Below are 700 nucleotides of genomic sequence, written 5' to 3'. Positions count from 1 at the left end.
GGCAAGCGGTGATGTCACGGTTACGCTGAAAAGCCTGAGCGATCAGGACGCGAAAGCGGCGTTGGATATTCACGCCACCGTGACGGTAGACAACAAGGTTAACGTGCCTCCCGCGCTTTCCGGCAGCCTATTACAGGAAGCAGAGGCCTTTACCGCAGGCACACTGGCGAAAGCGACAGAAATCGCCTATTCCACAGATGGCAGCCACGTGTACGCCGCCGGTTCTGACAACACCCTCACCGTTTTCGCCGTCGACAGCACCGGGCGCTTAACCCAGCAGCAGAGTCTGGTGGTTGACGACCTCGGCACCGTTAACCATTTGGTGGTCAGTGCCGATGGCAAATCGGTCTACACCATTGCCGGTAACGGTAATCTGATTCAACTGAGCGTCAACGACGGCAAGCTGGCGTATGTCAGCACCACCCAGATGGAAGGCGGCGGCTCAACCGGCGGACTGGCGATTTCTGATGACGGCAAACAAGTCTATGTGGATGCCAGCGGTAATTACGGGCGCGAGGTGTATGTCTACAACCGCGATGCCGACGGGGCATTAACACAGGTGCAGAAACTGGAGGCGCACCGTAACGGCATGATTGCCACCTCCGGTGACTATGTTTATGTAATCCACAGCGGTGCTGGGATTTCCGCCCCCCACGAAATAAAGGTGTATCAACGTAATGCCACGACGGGCATCCTGACA

General features: G+C 56.9%; 1 protein-coding gene. It reads left to right on the top strand.

Going from position 1 to position 700, the window contains the following annotated elements; all coding sequences use genetic code 11:
* The coding region (locus tag J5224_RS32860) for a lactonase family protein (protein ID WP_264629104.1) at nucleotides 1-700 on the top strand (700 nt) is incomplete at both ends.

The organism is Candidatus Symbiopectobacterium sp. NZEC135 (assembly GCF_025962695.1).
Note: the sequence above shows the minus strand (reverse complement) of the source record. Positions and strands in the feature narration are given on the sequence as shown.